Origin of the sequence: Streptomyces phyllanthi (assembly GCF_009377205.1) — a bacterium.
Taxonomy (GTDB): Bacteria; Actinomycetota; Actinomycetes; order Streptomycetales; family Streptomycetaceae; genus Streptomyces; species Streptomyces phyllanthi.
Genome location: NZ_VJZE01000169.1, coordinates 1 through 16,755, shown reverse-complemented (window position 1 = coordinate 16,755; position 16,755 = coordinate 1). Strand labels below are relative to the sequence as shown.

Genomic DNA, 16,755 nt, shown 5'->3' with positions numbered 1-16,755 from the left:
GGTCTGGGGGCGGCAGCCCCCAGGGACAGGATGGGACGGGTAGGGGCGGCGGGGGCGGAAAAACCGTCCGGCCGGTCACACGGAGCCCGTCTCAGCCGCCGAACTCGTCCACGTTCTCCTTCGTGACCACCTTCACCGGCACCTTCACCGTCTCGGCCACCTTCTCGCCCTCCGCGGCCCTGAGGGCGTTGCGGACCGCTATTCGGCCGAGTTCGGTCGGCTGCTGGGCGACGGAGGCGTACAGCGTGCCGTCCTTGACCGCCTTCAGACCGTCCGGCGTGCCGTCGAAGCCTATGACGGCGACGGACGTACCGGCCCTGGACCCGAGCGCCTTGATCGCGCCGAGCGCCATCTCGTCGTTCTCGGCGAAGACGCCGTCGACGTCCGGGTGCGCCTGGAGGAGGTTCGTCATCACGTCGAGGCCCTTGGTGCGGTCGAAGTCGGCGGGCTGCTCGGCGACGACCTGGATGCCCGGGTAGGCCTTCAGGCCCTCCTCGAAGCCGGCGCCGCGCTCACGGCTCGCGGACGTGCCGGCCAGACCCTGCAGAATCACGATCTTCCCCTTGCCGCCCAGCTTCTCGGCCAGAGCCTTGGCGCCCAGTGTGCCGCCCTCGACGTTGTCGGAGGCCACGAGCGCGGCCGTGTCCGCCTTGTTGACGCCCCGGTCGACGCCCACCACGGGGATGCCGGCCTTGTTCGCGGCACGGACCGACGGGCCCGCCGCGTCCGAGTCCACCGGGTTGACGATGATCGAGCCGACGCCCTCGCTGGTGAAGTTCTGCAGCTGGTTGGCCTGTTGCGAGGCGTCGTTCTGCGCGTCGGTGACCGTCAGATCCGCGCCCAGCTTCTCCGCCTCCTCCTGCGCACCCTCCTTGATCTGCACGAAGAAGGGGTTGTTGAGCGTGGAGAGGGACAGGCCGAGCTTCGGCCGGGACGCGGACGCCGACGAGCCGCCGTTGACGAACGACATGGCGCCCACGACCGCCGCCGCGACCACGGCCGCGATCACATACGTCGCGGCCTGCCTGCCCCTGCCGCCCGGAGCGCCGGTGCCCGCGGCCACCGGAGTCGCCCCCGCCTTCCGCCGCAGCGTGTCCAGGAGCACCGCCAGCGCGATCACGACACCGATGACGACCTGCTGCCAGAACGCCGACACCGACAGCAGGTTGAGGCCGTTGCGGAGCACCGCCAGGATCAGCGCGCCGACCAGTGTGCCGGACGCCTTGCCCGTACCGCCCGCCAGCGAGGCGCCGCCGATGACGACCGCCGCGATCGCGTCCAGTTCGTAGCCCTGCGCGGCCTGCGGCTGGGCGGAGGACAGCCGCGAGGCGAGCACGATGCCCGCGGCGGCGGCGAACAGGCCGGAGAGCGCGTAGATCACGAGCTTCTGCCGCTTGACGCGCAGACCGGAGAGACGGGCCGCCTCCTCGTTGCCGCCGATCGCGTACATGGCGCGGCCGATGTACGTACGGCCCAGGATCACGGCCGTGGCGAGCCCCATCACGACCATCACGAGCACGGGCACCGGCAGCCAGCCGCCGAGCGTGTCACCGAGGTGGGAGACCGAGTCGGGGAACGCGATCGGGCTGCCCTGCGAGATCACCAGCGACAGACCGCGGCCCACCGACAGCATGGCCAGCGTGGCGATGAACGGGGGCAGCTTCCCGTACGAGATGAGGACGCCGTTGACGAGACCGCAGGCGACGCCGGTGGCGACGGCGAGGACGACCGCCATCCCGACCGGGACGCCCTCCGATGTCGCGCTCCACGCGAGCACGGTGGCCGACAGGGCCGCCACCGAGCCGACCGACAGGTCGATGCCCGCCGAGACGATCACGAAGGTGACACCGAAGGCGAGGATGGCGGTCACGGCCGCCTGGACGCCGATGTTCAGCAGGTTGTCGGCCGTCAGGAAGTCGCCGGACAGGGCCGACATGGCGACGACGAGGAGGATGAGCGCGGTGAGCGCGCCGTTGTCGAGCAGGAGACGGCGCAGGCCGCCCGGGGCGCCACTCGCGCCCGTCGTGCTCTTGAGCGTGTCAGTGGCCACGGGAGGTCTCCCCTTCGGTGGTGGTCGCGCTGGTGACCGCGCTGGTGGTTGCGGTGACGGGTGAGCTGACGGGCGTACTGACGGCGAGTGCCATGACGGCGTCCTGGGTGGCCTCGGCGGCGGGGAGTTCGCCCGCGATCCGGCCCTGGGCCATCACCAGCACCCGGTCGCTCATACCGAGCACCTCGGGCAGATCGCTGGAGATCATCAGGACGGCGGCTCCGGCGGCCGTCAGCTCGTTGACCAGCTGGTAGATCTCCACCTTGGCGCCGACGTCGATACCGCGCGTGGGCTCGTCGAGGATCAGCACCTTCGTGTCGGCGAGCAGCCACTTGCCGATGACGACCTTCTGCTGGTTGCCGCCGGAGAGGGTGCGCACGTGCTGGTGGAGCCCGGCCATGCGCACACCGAGCTGCTCGGCGACACGGGAGGCGGCCCGCTGCTGGCCCCTCAGGTCGACGAAGCCGCCGCGGGTCGCCCTGCGCAGGGTGACCAGGCCCAGGTTCTCGGACACGGAGGCGTCGAGGACGAGCCCCTGGCCCTTGCGGTCCTCGGGGACGAGCCCGATCCCGGCCTCCAGGGCCGCGTTCACGTCGTGGCGGCGCAGCTCGGCGCCCGCGACCCTCACGGCGCCCCTGTCGTACGGGTCGGCGCCGAACACGGCACGCACGACCTCCGTACGGCCCGCGCCGACGAGGCCCGCGATACCGACGACCTCTCCGGCCCGCACCTCGAAGCTCACGTCGTGGAAGACCCCGTCCCGGGTGAGTCCCTCGACCTTGAGCAGCGCCTCGCCGGTGCCGGGCCGTTCGCGCGGGTACTGCTGCTCGATGGAGCGGCCCACCATGAGCCGGACGAGTTCGTCCTCGGGCGTGGAGGCGGGCACCCGGCCGACGCTCTTCCCGTCCCGGATGACGGTGACCCTGTCGCCCAGGGCGGCGATCTCCTCCAGGTGGTGCGTGATGAAGACGACGCCGACGCCGTCCTCGCGCAGCCTGCGCACGAGGGCGAAGAGCTTCTCGACCTCCTCGGAGGTGAGCACGGCCGTCGGCTCGTCCATGATCAGCACGCGGGCGTCCAGGCTCAGCGCCTTCGCGATCTCGACCATCTGCAGGCGCGCGATGCCGAGTTCCCGCACACGCGCGCGTGGGGACACGTTCACGCCCACGCGCGCGAGCAGCTCGGCCGCGTCCGCCTCCATCCGCTTCCGGTCGATCATCCCGAAGCGGCGCGGCTGCCGCCCCAGGAAGACGTTCTCGGCGACCGTCAGATCGGGGACGAGGTTGAACTCCTGGTAGATGGTGGCGATCCCGAGGCGCTCCGCGTCCTGCGCGCCCTGGATGCGCACCTCCCGGCCGTCCACGACGACGCGCCCGCCGTCCGGCCGGTAGGCGCCGGACAGCATCTTGATGAGGGTGCTCTTGCCCGCGCCGTTCTCGCCGAGCAGCACGTGCACCTCGCCGCGGCGCAGGTCGAAGTCGACGCCGTCGAGCGCGACCACACCGGGAAAGGTCTTCCGTATGCCTTCGATACGCAGCAACTCGTCCGGGTCGCTCACGGCTCGCTCCTTCGTACGGGGGAGGGCTCGCCGCACGAGCGGCGTACGACGAGACGGGCGGGAAGGGTGACGGACCGGGGGGCGCGGCCCTCGATGCGGTCGACCAGGGCCCGTACGGCGGCCCGGCCCAGCTCGCCCGTCGGCTGGGCGACCGCGGTGATCGGCGGATCGGTGTGCGTGAACCACGGGATGTCGTCGAACGCGGCGAGCGCGATGTCGTCGGGGACCCGCATCCCGCGCGCGCGGATGGCGTCCAGCGCGCCGAGCGCCATCAGGTTGTCGGCGGCGAACACGGCCTCGGGCGGCTCGGGCAGGTCCAGGAACCGCTCGGTGGCCCGCCGTCCGCTCTCCGCCTGGAAGTCGCCCTGGCCGATGTGGTCCTCGGGCAGTCGGAGGTCGTACGCGCGCAGGGCGTCCCTGAAGGCCTCGACGCGCTCACGGCCGGTCGTGGTCGCCGCCGGGCCCGCGATGATGGCGAGCCTGCTGTGGCCGAGCCCGTGCAGATGGCTGACCAGATCCCGGATGGCCCGGCGGCCGTCGGCGCGTACGACGGGTACGTCCACGCCGGGAATCCAGCGGTCGACGAAGACCATCGGGGTGCCGGCCCGGACCGCGTCCAGCATCAGCGGGGAGCCGCCGTCCGTGGGCGAGACCAGCAGACCGTCGATCCGGCGGTCGAGGAGCGTACGGACGTGGTGGTCCTGGAGGTCGGGCCGCTCGTCGGCGTTGCCGAAGATGACGCTGTAGCCGAGCGCGCGTGCCTCCTCCTCGACGGCGCGGGCCAGTTCCGTGAAGTAGGGGTTCATCACGTCACTGATGACCAGGCCGAGGGTGCGGGTCTGGTCGGTGCGCAGGGAGCGGGCCACGGCGTTCGGGCGGTAGCCCAGGGTCTCGACGGCGGCCAGCACGCGCGCGCGTGCCTCCGGACTGACCGACGGGTGGTCGTTCAGCACCCGGGACACCGTGGCGACGGACACGCCCGCCTCCGCGGCCACGTCCTTGATGCTCGCCATCGCCGGACCACCTCCTCGTGAGTCCGTGGAATCGATTACACGGATTACAAGGAGGATTGGAATCGATTACATGGCCGTAATCAAGAGGTGAGGGAGTGGCCGAAACCGGATTGTGATGAGAGCGCGCCCCGGCTCGCGGCGGCATGGCGGCGCCATGGGGTGCCCCGCACCGGGGAAGTGCCGGATACGGCGGAACGTCCCCCGACGCGAAGGGGCCGCCGACAGATGCCGACGGCCGGTCACGAAAGGCCGGGGCCGGACGGCACCCTCGGTGAGGGTGCCGTCGGGTGCCGTCGGGTGCCGTCGGGTGCTGCCGTGGGCGCGGGGCCCGGACCGGCCGGAGATGCTGTTGGCGAATCCGGAGATGAGACCAATTGGCTTTTCAGTCCCAGCGACACGCCGTGAAAGCGGTGTGTCGCTGGGACTCGCGAGCCACTCGGCGACCCTGCGACGGTGCATTCGCCAACAGCATCCGGCCGGAGGCCAGGTCCCGTCGTTCGGATCAGGCGGTCAGGACTCGCAGTCGAGCTCCTGGTCTCCGGGGTCCGACGTGCAGGTGTCCCTGCCGTCCCCTCCCTGGGCGGAGTCGCGCGGATTCTGGTCGACGTTGTTCAGGACGTCGTCGCCGGCGCCGCCGGCCAGGATGTCGTCGCCCGGCCCGCCGACGAGGACATCGTCGGCACTGCCGCCCGACAGGTAGTCCCTTCCTTCGCCGCCCGCGATGGACTGGCGGTTGGTGGCTGAGGTGCCGTACACGTTGTCGTTGCCCGGTCCGGCGTCGATCGAGGCACGCAGATGGCTTCGCTGAGCGATCTGGTCCTGCTGGTCGCCGGCCGCGAGGATGATCGTCCGGTTGCCGGCCGGACAGGAGACGGACCCGTCGCCGTTGAGGGTGCACCCCGGGCCCGCGGAGAGCGTGGCCCTGGTGTCGAGGACGGTGATCGTGTTGCCGGACTGGTTGATGAAGAAGCTGTTTCTGTCCCCTGCCGCGGCGTTGACGAAGATGAACTCCGTGTTGGCCTGCACGACACCCGTCGCGGCATACGCCGGGCTGGTGGGCACCAGCAGCGCCGCACCCGCCGCCACTGTCATCGCTGCCGCCTGTAATCCCCTGCGGGTTGACATTGCCATGCTGCTCCTGTCGTTGGACGCGCTCATGTCGCACGCGTGCCGACCGCTGGTCGAGGCGGCGGCGCATGGGTTCAGTGTGTGGGTGAGGCCGCGAAGGGACATGGGGGAACAGCCCCCAATTACGAGTCGCCGCACTGGTTCCGCCTGCCTCGTCGTCGACCGGCCGCGAGCGTCGGCCGCGCCTCTGCCCCCTGTGTGTGACGGCGGGCCCGGCGGCCGGTGCCCCCAGAGGTCAGGGCCCCGTGCAGCGCCCGGTGGTCCCGCCTTCCCCGTCCGGCTCGCACATCAGCGGCTGGTGCGCCGTGTTGTGGCTCAGATAGCGGCCCATGCACGAGCCCTTCGTGGTGCGGCCGAGCTTCGCGCAGTAGTCGACCGCCGCGAGGCCGCTGCCGAACCGCTGGGGCACGTAGATCACCCAGTACCCCGAGCCCATCGACTCGAAGTCGGTGCTGAACAGCACCTGCGCGTCGGGTACCTCCTTGCGTACGGCCGCCAGGTGCTGGTCCCGCATCTCCGTGCCCGACTCGGCCCAGGTCTGGTCGAGCTTCGCGATCCAGCTGTTGGCGTAGGTCTCCGGGTCGGCCGTGTCGGGCGAGTCGGCGGTTTCCTCCTCGTCGGCCGCCGCTTCCTCCTCCGGCGTCGAACCGGGGCTCGCGGACGCCTCGGTGTCGTCGTCCGCGGCCGCGGCCTGCCGTCCCTTGGAGCCGGATCCGGAGCCGCCGGCTTCCTCCTCGGCCTTGCTCTTGGCGCCGGGGCTCTTCCCCGGGCTCCCGCTCGCCGACGGTCCGCCGACGGTCGCCGTGACCGTCGCGGTGGGGCTGGTCCCGTCCGCCGACGCCTCGTCGGAGCCCGAGGACGACGTGAGGCCCCGGTACAAGGCCGCGGCGATCAGCGCGACGGCGACCACGGCGGCCGCCGCGACCAGCGGTACGGGCCGGAGCCTGCGCCGGGAGGTACGCGCCGAAGTCCCGGCTCCGGAGTGGGCGTCCGGCCCGGCTTCCAGCCGTGCGGTGGCAGGCAGCCCGTCGGCCCGGCTGCCGGAGCCCTGCCCCCGCGAGGGGCTGTCCGGGCCGTCGGGGCCGGGGGAGCCAGGCGCTGATCCGGAAGGTGCCGCCCCGGCGGACGCCGACCCGGAAGAAACCGACCCGGCGGACGCCGACCGGGAAGAAGCCGGCGCGGGACCGCCGGCCGCCTCCGCCAGCAGCGCGTCCAGCTCGTCGGCGTCCGGCCGGGCGTTCGGGTCCGATACGAGCAGCCGGGTCAGGACCGGGGCCAGGGGGCCCGCGTCCACCGGCTCCGGCACCGACTCGTCCAGCACCGCCGCGAGGGTGGCGAGGCTCGTGGCACGGCGCATCGGGCTGGCGCCCTCCACCGCGACGTAGAGGGTCATGCCGAGCGACCAGAGGTCGGACGCCGGGGCGTCGTCGGCGCCACGGATGCGCTCCGGGGCCATGTACTCGGGCGAGCCGACCATTTCCCCGGTGTTGGTCAGCGGGGTCACCCCGGCCAGGCCCGCGATACCGAAGTCGGTGAGTACGGCGGTGGTGGTGTTCTCCGGGCCCTCGCGCAGCAGGATGTTCGCCGGTTTGACGTCGCGGTGGTGGATACCGGCGGCATGCGCGGCCCGCAGCGCGGCCAGCACGTCACGGCCGAGCCGGGCTGCCTCGCGGGGGTCGAGGGGGCCGGTCTCCAGCCGCTTCTGGAGGGACGGTCCCGGCACCAGCTCCATCACGAGCCAGGGGTACGGGTCCTGTTCGACGATGTGGTGGATCGTCACCACGTTCGGGTGTCTGAGTCTGGCTAGCGCACGGGCCTCACGCAGCACCCGCTCGTGCTGCACACGGACGGACCCGGGAGTCGCGTCGGTGACACGCGGATCGGCGGGGCGGACCTCCTTCAGGGCGACCTCGCGGTGCAGGACCACGTCCCGTGCCCGCCACACCGTGCTCATGCCCCCGGTACCGAGCTGCTCCAGCAGCTCGAACCGACCGTCGATCATCCGTCCTGCGCCGTTCAACGGTTTCCGTCCCTCGCTCATCAACCCGATTGCTGGGCTGGGCGGAATGACGGTCGGCACTCATCGGCTCTCTGACCCGTGTACACCTCGCTGTTCCTCGGGCCGGCACAGGGGCCGAGCGACTCGCCCAGCCCGGCGCAGGTTACGGACCGGCCGGGCCGAGCGCATCGGTAGAACCACTTAACCGAGCTACGTAGTGCGGAGTCCGCCGCGGCCCTCGTGGTGGCCGCGGCGGACGTATCAGGTCACGAGTTGAACGGCTTGGAACCGTCCTCCGCGACGATGCTCCACAGATGGTCGGCGGTGCCGTTGTCGTCCCACTGCAGGGCCTGTGCCCCGGACGACGTGGACATGTTCTGGATGCCCAGCACCATGCCGCTGTTCTTGTTGACGATCTTGCAGTAGCCGCCACCGGCGTCGACGATCGACCAGAGATGGTCGGCCGTGAGCGTGTCGCCCCACTGCAACGCCGTCGCACCGGCCGTCTTGGAGGCGTCCTTGATGCCGAGCACCTGCCCGCTGTTGGTGTTGAAGATCTTGTAGTAGCCGTTCTCGGCCGGGGCGATCTTCCACCAGTGGTTGTCGGTGTTGTTGGCGGTCTGCTGCTGTACGGCGCCTCCGGGAGCGATCGAGGAGCCGTCGACACCGAGCTCCAGGTTGCTGTTCCTGTTGGTGATCTTCACCCGCGGTGTCTCCGGGTACCAGGACTCCAGCTCGGTGACGCCCACGAACTTCCCCGCCTGCGGGGTGAAGACGACCCGGAACTGGGAGGTCGTGATCGTCGGGAACGTCACCTCGTTGGGGTTGTTGGCGACCGGCGCGGCCGGGCTCTTCGTCTGGTTCGGGACGTTCACCCACGAGCCGTTGCTGAGGTACTGGACGGTGTAGCTCGCCGGGACCCGGATGTTCGCGCCGTCGTCGTAGGTGTAGAACTTCACCTCGTTGATCTTGCGCGGGGCGCCGAAGTCGACGCCGAGGTGGTCGGTGGCGTTCGGCGAGCCGGAGTTGGTCCACCGGTCGTCGGGGATCTTGTCGTAGCGGATCCAGCCGTCGGTGGCCCGTAGCGGGGCGTCGAACGTGGTGGGCTTGCAGGTCTGGCCGCTGTGGCAGTGCGGGCCGTTGGAGACGGTGTTGGTGTAGGAGGCGAAGGCCTTCGGGTAGGGCTGCGTGATGGTGCGGCCCAGCCAGTCCTGCTCGGCGGTCAGGGGGTTGGCCGCCACGTTCATCATCCGCGTGGGCTGCGCCGGGGTGACCGGGGAGGCCACGTTCACCGTGGTGTTGCCGACGGTCGAGGACTGGTGGATGCGCTGGCCGTCCTGGAAGATCTGCAGCCCACTGCCCTTGCCGTAGTGCGAGCCGTCCCGGTCCCAGCGGATCGAGAGGGTGTGCCCGTGGTAGGGCAGGTTCTCCACCGCGAAGAAGTCCCAGCCGGACGGGACCAGCGGCTTGAGCACCAGCGTGTTGTTCGCCTGCGGCTTGATGCCCAGCAGACCGGTGAGCACCAGGTCGTTGAAGCTGGAGTGGTTGTAGTGCTCGCTGAAGTTGAACCCGTCGTAGATCCACTCGCCGGTGTCACCGTTGGCGGCCTCGGCGACGTAGGGCTTGCCGTCCTTGTGCTGGAGGTCGGCGAACTGGGCCAGCATCGACTGGTAGTCGGCCTTCGTGACGTAGCTCTGCGCCGGGTAGTCCTGGAGCAGGTTCGCGAGACCGGTCAGGATCTGGCTGGTCTGGTAGGGCCAGCTCGGGCCGTTCCAGTGGCAGCAGTTGGCGTCGTCGCGGTTCTGCTGCGCGGGGATCGCCTGGTAGTTGAAGTACGGGTTCGCGGTGATCCGGTCGATCTCGGCGAAGCCGGTGCCCTTGGTGAACTTCAGCGTGTTGGCGCCGGTCTTCATGGGGACCTGCACGGTGACGGACTTCGTCTCCGAGAACTGGCCCCAGCTGCCCCCGGAGGGGTAGCTGACGGTGACGGGGCTGGCGGTGTCGCCGTTCACGACGACCTTGTGGGTCGACGTGGCGGAGGTGGCGTTGGCGTAGTGGACCGTCACCGGGTACGTGCCGTTGCCGGGCGCGTCCACGGTGAAGGTGACCGCACTGTCGTCGAAGTCGATCTGCCCGACGTACTTGCCGTTGGAGGCCGACGAGGAGTTGAACGTGTTGGCGTGGGTGATGGTGGCCTGCTCGGCCTCGAAGTCGTGCACCCGCTCCAGCGTCGTGGGCCCGAACGGCGCCTTGAACCGCTTGGAGTCCACCAGGTACTTCCAGGCCGACGAGTACTGCGCGTCCGGCAGGTTGAACGCCCAGGGGGCGAAGCCCATCGCCTCGCGCCAGGTCGTCCTGGTCTGCTTCAGCGTGCCGTTGGTGCTGTCCGTGTTGTAGACCTGCATGAAGAAGTTGCGCTGCGGGTCCCACAGCGAGTTCTGCACGGCGGCCTTGAGCTGCGCGGCCTTGGCGTCGTACTCGTTCGCGGTCGCGGTGTCGCCGTTCATGGTGGCGATCTTGCTGATCGCCTGCGCGGCGCTGAACATGTACGCGTTGATCGTGGGCCGGTAGCCGCGGCCGCCGCTGAACCAGTTGCTGCTGTGCATCGACGTCTCGGTGTACTCGGTGGCGTCGGACAGCGGCGTCTGGTGGTACAGGTCGCTGGTCGAGGCGGCGCCGTTCACCGTGATGTCGGTGGTGAAGTTCGAGTCCCACCGCTTGTACAGCGCGATCAGGTGGGGGAGCGCGGACTTGATCTGCGCGGCGTCACCGGTGACGAGATAGCGCTGGTACGCGGCGCTGGTGATCCACTCGCTGAAGTTCCGTACGCCCGAGTTGCCCGCCCCGCGCAGCCAGAAGTCCAGGTAGTCACCCGCGTAGTCGCGGTTGTGCAGCCAGCGCCCGTCCAGCAGGTGGTAGCCGGTGGCGTCAGGGAGCGCGGTGTACGGGTTACCCGCGTAGCCGATCGGCACGTCGTACTCGGTCGACACGTACCCGGTGCCCGGCACGGTGTAGCGGAGCGCGCGCTTGAAGGTGCTCCACCGGTAGTAGTAGACGTCGTCGATGTCGTTGTCGGGCGTGTCGAGGAACGGGATGTTGTCCTTGTACCACTTGCGCTCGTCGAGCTGGTTGGCGGCGAGGATCGCGTCCTTGTCGAGCGCGACGGCGTTGGGGTCGTCGGCGGCCTGGGCCTCGGGAGCACCGGGACCTGCTGTCAGCAGGCTGATGGACAGCACCGAGCCGCACAGGGCGGCCACTGTGCGACTGCTGCGTCTGGGGCGGTAACGCATAGAGGTGTCCCTCCATTGGGCACTCATGCGGATGGTTCTGAATGTTCGAAATTGCGAACATCGTTCGAAATTCTGGGAGACGGTAGTGACAGGTGGGAAGCGAAGTCAATAGACCGGACAGGGGTGACTCAAGGCCTGGGTAAAGGAGCAGTGGCGCCGCGGACTTGTCCACAGGCGATCCGCGCTGTCGGACCCCGGCGGTAGCGTCGGATCATGTCCAATCAGGCGGGGAACGCGGCGACGGCCGGGGCACGGCACCTGGCCGTACTGGAAGGCGTACTGGAGCGGATCACGTACGCCAACGAGGAGAACGGCTACACGGTCGCGCGTGTGGACACCGGCCGGGGCGGCGGCGATCTCCTCACGGTCGTCGGCGCGCTCCTCGGCGCCCAGGTGGGCGAGTCCCTGCGCATGGAGGGCCGCTGGGGCTCCCACCCGCAGTACGGAAAGCAGTTCACCGTCGAGAACTACACGACGGTCCTCCCGGCCACCGTCCAGGGCATCCGCCGTTATCTGGGCTCCGGTCTGGTCAAGGGCATCGGCCCGGTCTTCGCCGACCGCATCACCCAGCACTTCGGCCTGGACACCCTGAAGATCATCGAGGAGGAGCCGGGGCGGCTCATCGAGGTTCCCGGCCTCGGCCCCAAGCGCACCAAGAAGATCGCCGACGCCTGGGAGGAGCAGAAGGCGATCAAGGAGGTCATGCTCTTCCTCCAGACCGTCGAGGTCTCCACGTCCATCGCGGTGCGCATCTACAAGAAGTACGGCGACGCCTCGATCTCGGTCGTCAAGAACCAGCCGTACCGCCTGGCGGCCGACGTCTGGGGCATCGGCTTCCTCACCGCCGACAAGATCGCCCAGTCCGTGGGCATCCCGCACGACAGCCCGGAGCGCGTCAAGGCCGGCCTCCAGTACGCCCTGTCCCAGTCCACGGACCAGGGCCACTGCTATCTCCCCGAGGAGCGGCTGATCGCCGACGCGGTGAAGCTGCTCCAGGTGGACACGGGCCTGGTCATCGAGTGCCTGGCGGAGCTGGCGGCACCGCCCGAGGACGACGGCGACCCCGGTGTCGTACGGGAGAAGGTCCCCGCCCCGGACGGCGGCACCCCGGTCACGGCCGTCTATCTGGTCCCCTTCCACCGGGCCGAGCTGTCCCTCTCGGCCCAGCTGCTCCGCCTGCTCCGGACCGACCAGGACCGTATGCCCGCGTTCCGTGACGTGGTTTGGGACAAGGCGCTGACCTGGCTGAAGGGGCATACGGGAGCCGATCTGGCCCTCGAGCAGGAGGAGGCCGTCCGGCTGGCGCTCACCGAGAAGGTGGCCGTCCTCACCGGTGGCCCCGGCTGCGGCAAGTCCTTCACCGTCCGCTCGATCGTAGAGCTGGCCCGCGCCAAGAAGGCAAAGGTGGTGCTCGCCGCCCCCACCGGCCGGGCAGCCAAGCGCCTCGCCGAGCTCACGGGCGCCGACGCCTCCACGGTCCACCGGCTCCTCGAGCTCAAGCCCGGCGGCGACGCGGCGTACGACAAGGACCGCCCCCTGGACGCTGACCTGGTGGTCGTCGACGAGGCGTCCATGCTCGACCTCCTCCTCGCCAACAAGCTGGTGAAGGCGGTGCCCCCGGGCGCCCACCTCCTCTTCGTCGGGGACGTGGACCAGCTGCCGAGCGTAGGCGCGGGCGAGGTGCTCCGGGACCTGCTGGCCGACGGCAGCCCGATCCCGGCGGTCCGCCTCACCCGTGTCTTCCGCCAGGCCCAGCAGTCGGGCGTCGTCACGAACGCCCACCGGATCAACTCCGGGCACCACCCGGTCACCGACGGCATGAAGGACTTCTTCCTCTTCGTCGAGGACGACACGGAGGAGGCCGGCCGCCTCACGGTGGACGTGGCGGCCCGCCGGATCCCGGCCAGGTTCGGCCTCGACCCGCGCCGGGACATCCAGGTCCTGGCCCCCATGCACCGGGGCCCGGCGGGCGCGGGCACGCTGAACGGACTGCTCCAGCAGGCCGTCACCCCGGCCCGCCCCGACCTCCCGGAGAAGCGGTTCGGCGGCCGGGTCTTCCGCGTCGGCGACAAGGTCACCCAGATCCGCAACAACTACGAGAAGGGAGCGAACGGCGTCTTCAACGGCACCGTCGGCGTGGTCACCGCACTCGACCCGGTCGACCAGCGCCTGACGGTGCTGACGGACGAGGACGAGGAGGTGGCGTACGAGTTCGACGAACTGGACGAGCTGGCGCACGCGTACGCGGTCACCATCCACCGCTCCCAGGGCAGCGAGTACCCGGCGGTGGTCATCCCGGTCACCACGGGCGCGTGGATGATGCTCCAGCGCAACCTGCTCTACACGGCGGTGACCCGGGCCAAGAAGCTCGTCGTCCTCGTGGGCTCCCGCAAGGCGATCGGGCAGGCGGTCCGCACGGTGTCGGCGGGACGCCGCTGCACGGCACTCGATTTCCGGCTCTCCCCCCGAGTGTTGGACCATTGAGGGGCGCACACCTCCGGCTTCAGGCCGGTGGTGACGAGCCGTCGGGGCGCCCCCGGGACCCGTACGGGCAGCCCTCGCAGCGACTTTCGCGCAGAGCCCGTGAAAAATGATCGATCAAAGAAGTCGGATCGGTCACACAGCACTTCCAGATGGCGCGCTGAAGCGGCAGGATGTGCAAGCTGGCGGCACTGAGTGCCGCCAATAGGCCCGATGGTCGACCCCGAGTGCACTCTCCTGAGCCAATTGGGGGATGGTAGAGACAGTCAGGGCACCTCGAAGATGAGGCACTACCTCGGTGAGGGAAGACGTGAGCGACAACTCTGTAGTACTGCGGTACGGCGACGGCGAGTACACCTACCCGGTGATCGACAGCACCGTCGGTGACATGGGCTTCGACATCGGGAAGCTCCGCGCCCAGACCGGTCTGGTGACTCTCGACAGCGGCTACGGCAATACGGCCGCCTATAAATCCGCGGTCACCTACCTCGACGGTGAGCAGGGCATCCTCCGGTACCGCGGCTACCCGATCGAGCAGCTGGCCGAGCGCTCCACCTTCCTGGAGGTGGCCTACCTGCTGATCAACGGTGAGCTGCCGACGGTCGACGAGCTGACCGGCTTCAGGAACGACATCACGCAGCACACGCTGCTGCATGAGGACGTCAAGAACTTCTACCGCGGCTTCCCGCGCGACGCGCACCCCATGGCGATGCTGTCGTCCGTGGTCAGCGCGCTGTCGACGTTCTACCAGGACAGCCACAACCCGTTCGACGAGCGCCAGCGCAACCTCTCCACGATCCGGCTGCTCGCCAAGCTTCCGACGATCGCGGCGTACGCGTACAAGAAGTCGATCGGCCACCCCTTCGTCTACCCGCGCAACGACCTCGGGTACGTCGAGAACTTCCTGCGGATGACCTTCTCGGTCCCCGCCCAGGAGTACGAGCTGGACCCGGTCGTCGTCTCAGCGCTCGACAAACTCCTGATCCTCCACGCGGACCACGAGCAGAACTGCTCGACGTCCACGGTCCGCCTCGTCGGCTCGTCGCAGGCGAACATGTTCGCCTCGATCTCGGCCGGCATCAGCGCCCTCTGGGGCCCGCTGCACGGCGGTGCCAACCAGTCCGTGCTGGAGATGCTGGAGGGCATCCAGGCGAACGGCGGCGATGTCGACTCCTTCATCACCAAGGTGAAGAACAAGGAGGAGGGCGTCCGCCTGATGGGCTTCGGCCACCGGGTCTACAAGAGCTTCGACCCGCGCGCGAAGATCATCAAGGCGGCGGCGCACGACGTCCTCTCGGCCCTCGGCAAGTCCGACGAGCTGCTGGACATCGCGCTCAAGCTGGAGGAGCACGCGCTCTCCGACGACTACTTCGTCTCCCGCAACCTCTACCCGAACGTGGACTTCTACACGGGCCTCATCTACCGCGCGATGGGCTTCCCGACCGAGATGTTCACGGTCCTCTTCGCCCTCGGTCGCCTTCCGGGCTGGATCGCCCAGTGGCACGAGATGATCAAGGAGCCGGGCTCCCGCATCGGCCGCCCGCGCCAGATCTACACGGGCGTGGTGGAGCGCGACTTCGTGCCGGTCGAGGCCCGCTGAACATCGAGTGAGCCGAGCCTGCGAGTGAGCCGAAGGGGCGCGCCCGGCGCGCCCCGGAGGCACACGGAGCTCCGGAACGGGCCTCGGGCCCGGGAGTGAACGGGAAGAACCCGCGAGCAAGAACGGGAAGAACCCGCGAGCAAGTGGGGGCGACCCCGACGGACAAAGCGGAAGGCGCCCTGCCGCCGGTCCCCCCACGGGCCGACGGTCAGGGCGCCTTCCCATGTCCCGGTGCGGATTCCCCCCACGGGATCCGGCCGGGCGTTCGGTGGCCAGCGCCTGAATCGCTGGGTGAGTGAGCAGAACGAGCAAAACTCGCCATGCCACTCGGGTGCGGTCTGCCGGGGTACGTACGGACGGGAGGGCCGCTCAAAGCTCCCCGGTGCACGTGCCCCGGCAACGCAGTTCCGGGAACGTCCCCCAAGACATCCCCTGATGCCAGTCACGCCCCCCAAGACGCTTCTGACATCGCCAACTTAGACTCACGAACCCCTTCGTTGGTTACGTTCACCGCACTGTGATCTGCGTCTCTTACATATGTCCTGAATCTACGCAAGAGACCCGATGCGGCGATCGGGGTCCAAGCGTAAGGATGATGCGCGAGCCTTGTGAAGAGCTTATGTGAGGCTGCTGCCGGACTCCAGAGGGACTTTTACCTCGCTGTCATGAGAATGTCCTGAGTTGCAGGCTGCTGACCACCATGAACAGGGGCGAAAGGGGCGTAGCTGCCCGTAGATCACAGGGTGGAAACGAGTTCGAACCCGGCCTCGTCCACGGCGGCGCGCACGGCGTCCTCGTCGAGCGGGGCGGTGGAGGCCACGGTGACCTCGCCGCTGGAGGCGACGGCCCGCACGGAGGTGACGCCGTCGATCTCGGAGATCTCGCCGGACACGGCGCCCTCGCAGTGCCCGCAGCTCATTCCCTTCACCTGGTAGACGGTGGTGACGGAGCCGGAGGCGTCGGTCTGGGGGGTCATGGCTGCTCCTCTTCGGGCGTATGTGTCGGGGCGTATGCGTCCGACGCGACGAGACTGTACCCCTAGGGGGTATGGATCGGGCAAGGTGAGACCCTAGCGTTCGACTCAGGGCGGCGTTGGCGGTCTTGGCGATCTTGCGGGGAGGGCGGGGACACATGCGCGCGGTGGTGTTCGAGCGGTTCGGCGGGCCGGCCGAGGTACGGGACGTGCCCGATCCGGTGCCCTCGGACCATGGGGTCGTGGTACGCGTCGAGGCCACGGGCCTGTGCCGCAGCGACTGGCACGGTTGGCAGGGCCATGACCCGGACATCGCGGTCCCGCATGTTCCGGGCCACGAGCTCGCCGGGGTCGTGGAGGTGGTGGGCGGCCGGGTGGACCGCTGGCGCCCCGGCGACCGCGTCACCGTTCCCTTCGTCTGCGCCTGCGGCACCTGTCCCTCCTGCGCGGCGGGCGATCAGCAGGTGTGCGAGCGGCAGACACAGCCGGGGTTCACGCACTGGGGGTCGTTCGCCGAGTACGTGGCCCTGGAGCACGCCGATGTGAACCTGGTGGCCGTGCCGGACGAGCTGTCGTCCGGCACGGCGGCCGCGCTGGGCTGCCGCTTCGCCACGGCGTTCCGGGCGGTGGTGGCCCGGGGGCGCGTGACGGCGGGGGAATGGG

General features: G+C 69.6%; 10 protein-coding genes. 3 read left to right on the top strand and 7 right to left on the bottom strand.

Annotated features, from left to right (window positions below; translation table 11 throughout):
• Window positions 1-91: 91 nt before the first annotated feature.
• The 6 genes from FNH04_RS23085 to FNH04_RS23060 form a co-directional block, all read right to left on the bottom strand.
• Window positions 92-2,050, bottom strand: coding sequence for an ABC transporter permease/substrate-binding protein (locus FNH04_RS23085; protein ID WP_322723593.1), 1,959 nt, complete (start codon window positions 2,048-2,050; stop codon window positions 92-94).
• Entirely contained in the window at window positions 2,040-3,608 is a 1,569-nt protein-coding gene (locus FNH04_RS23080) for a sugar ABC transporter ATP-binding protein (protein WP_322723592.1), read from the bottom strand. Before FNH04_RS23080 ends, FNH04_RS23085 begins: the two co-directional genes overlap by 11 nt.
• The gene (locus tag FNH04_RS23075; protein ID WP_152787216.1) at window positions 3,605-4,621 is read right to left on the bottom strand and encodes a LacI family DNA-binding transcriptional regulator; all 1,017 of its coding nucleotides are present in this window, start codon (window positions 4,619-4,621) and stop codon (window positions 3,605-3,607) included. The genes FNH04_RS23080 and FNH04_RS23075 overlap by 4 nt, the downstream gene beginning before the upstream one ends.
• A 510-nt stretch (window positions 4,622-5,131) precedes the next feature.
• Window positions 5,132-5,713 (bottom strand): calcium-binding protein, encoded by a 582-nt coding sequence (locus tag FNH04_RS23070; RefSeq protein WP_194236783.1) that lies wholly within the window; start codon window positions 5,711-5,713, stop codon window positions 5,132-5,134.
• Window positions 5,714-5,984: 271 nt separating this feature from the next.
• Window positions 5,985-7,751, bottom strand: a complete 1,767-nt coding sequence (locus FNH04_RS48690) for a serine/threonine-protein kinase (protein WP_265580064.1) — start codon at window positions 7,749-7,751, stop codon at window positions 5,985-5,987.
• 263 nt (window positions 7,752-8,014) lie between these two features.
• On the bottom strand, window positions 8,015-11,038 hold the full coding sequence (locus FNH04_RS23060; protein ID WP_152787210.1) for an MGH1-like glycoside hydrolase domain-containing protein: 3,024 nt from the start codon (window positions 11,036-11,038) through the stop codon (window positions 8,015-8,017).
• 213 nt (window positions 11,039-11,251) lie between these two features.
• Between FNH04_RS23060 and recD2 the strand changes: the two genes are divergently transcribed.
• Both recD2 and FNH04_RS23050 read left to right on the top strand, forming a co-directional pair.
• Window positions 11,252-13,522 carry an SF1B family DNA helicase RecD2 gene (gene recD2 / locus FNH04_RS23055; RefSeq protein ID WP_152787208.1) on the top strand — a complete coding sequence of 757 codons (2,271 nt, stop codon included), beginning with the start codon at window positions 11,252-11,254 and terminating at the stop codon, window positions 13,520-13,522.
• Window positions 13,523-13,829: 307 nt separating this feature from the next.
• The gene (locus FNH04_RS23050; RefSeq protein WP_322723590.1) at window positions 13,830-15,119 is read left to right on the top strand and encodes a citrate synthase; all 1,290 of its coding nucleotides are present in this window, start codon (window positions 13,830-13,832) and stop codon (window positions 15,117-15,119) included.
• Window positions 15,120-15,855: 736 nt separating this feature from the next.
• Here the strand turns inward: FNH04_RS23050 and FNH04_RS23045 are convergent.
• Window positions 15,856-16,095 carry a heavy-metal-associated domain-containing protein gene (locus tag FNH04_RS23045; protein ID WP_152787206.1) on the bottom strand — a complete coding sequence of 80 codons (240 nt, stop codon included), beginning with the start codon at window positions 16,093-16,095 and terminating at the stop codon, window positions 15,856-15,858.
• Window positions 16,096-16,250: 155 nt separating this feature from the next.
• Here FNH04_RS23045 and FNH04_RS23040 point away from each other — a divergent pair.
• Window positions 16,251-16,755 (top strand): alcohol dehydrogenase catalytic domain-containing protein (locus FNH04_RS23040; protein ID WP_152787204.1); only part of this gene is annotated, 505 nt, incomplete at its 3' end.

Bases quoted from the DNA above. Each gene is read 5' to 3' on its own strand.
- FNH04_RS23075 (WP_152787216.1), bottom strand. From the start codon at position 4,621: ATGGCGAGCATCAAGGACGTGGCCGCGGAGGCGGGCGTGTCCGTCGCC.
- FNH04_RS23070 (WP_194236783.1), bottom strand. From the start codon at position 5,713: ATGACAGTGGCGGCGGGTGCGGCGCTGCTGGTGCCCACCAGCCCGGCG.
- FNH04_RS48690 (WP_265580064.1), bottom strand. From the start codon at position 7,751: ATGATCGACGGTCGGTTCGAGCTGCTGGAGCAGCTCGGTACCGGGGGC.
- FNH04_RS23060 (WP_152787210.1), bottom strand. From the start codon at position 11,038: ATGCGTTACCGCCCCAGACGCAGCAGTCGCACAGTGGCCGCCCTGTGC.
- recD2 (WP_152787208.1), top strand. From the start codon at position 11,252: ATGTCCAATCAGGCGGGGAACGCGGCGACGGCCGGGGCACGGCACCTG.
- FNH04_RS23045 (WP_152787206.1), bottom strand. From the start codon at position 16,095: ATGACCCCCCAGACCGACGCCTCCGGCTCCGTCACCACCGTCTACCAG.